The 728-nt window shown below is 64.3% G+C and carries 1 protein-coding gene; it reads left to right on the plus strand.

All coding sequences use genetic code 11. The annotated features are described in order from the left end of the window. Positions 1 to 728, plus strand: a 728-nt coding sequence (locus E0H45_RS42260; RefSeq protein ID WP_131348499.1) for an extracellular solute-binding protein, incomplete at both ends; no start/stop codon positions are given.

Here is a 728-nt window from a genome sequence, read left to right on the forward strand (position 1 = left end):
GATCACGATCTGGTACTCGAACAACGCCGAGGAAGTGGCCTGGGGCAAGCAGATGGTCGCGGCCTGGAACGCCGAGCACGCCGACCAGAAGGTCACCGCCCAGGAGATCCCGACCGGGAAGTCGTCGGAGGAGGTCATCGGCGCGGCGATCACCGCGGGGAACGCGCCCTGCCTGATCTTCAACACCTCGCCGGCGTCGGTCTCGCAGTTCCAGAAGCAGGGCGGTCTGGTGCCGCTGGACGCGTCCTACATCGAGGAGCGGTCCGGCGACGTCGCGCAGCAGTACAAGTCGGCGGACGGCAAGTACTATCAGCTGCCGTGGAAGTCGAACCCGGTGATGATCTTCTACAACAAGAAGATCTTCGCGAAGGCCGGAATCCCCGATCCGTCCTTGAAGACGTACGACGAGTTCCTCGCGGCGTCGCGCAAGGTGGTGGCGTCGAAGGCCGCGAAGTTCGCGATCTACCCGGCGCCGAGCAACGAGTTCTACCAGTCCTGGTTCGACTTCTACCCGTTGTACGCGGCCGAGAGTGGCGGCAAGCAGTTGGTTGCCGACGGCAAGGCAACGTTCGCGTCCGACGAGGGCAAGAAGGTCGCTGACTTCTGGCGGACGATGTACAAGGAGAAGCTGGCGTCGCAGGAGAAGTACACCGGGGACGCGTTCGTGGACGGTACGGCGGCGATGGCCGTGGTCGGTCCGTGGGCGATCGCGACGTACAAGGGCAAGG

This window comes from Kribbella soli (genome assembly GCF_004331345.1).
GTDB classification, from domain to species: domain Bacteria; phylum Actinomycetota; class Actinomycetes; order Propionibacteriales; family Kribbellaceae; genus Kribbella; species Kribbella soli.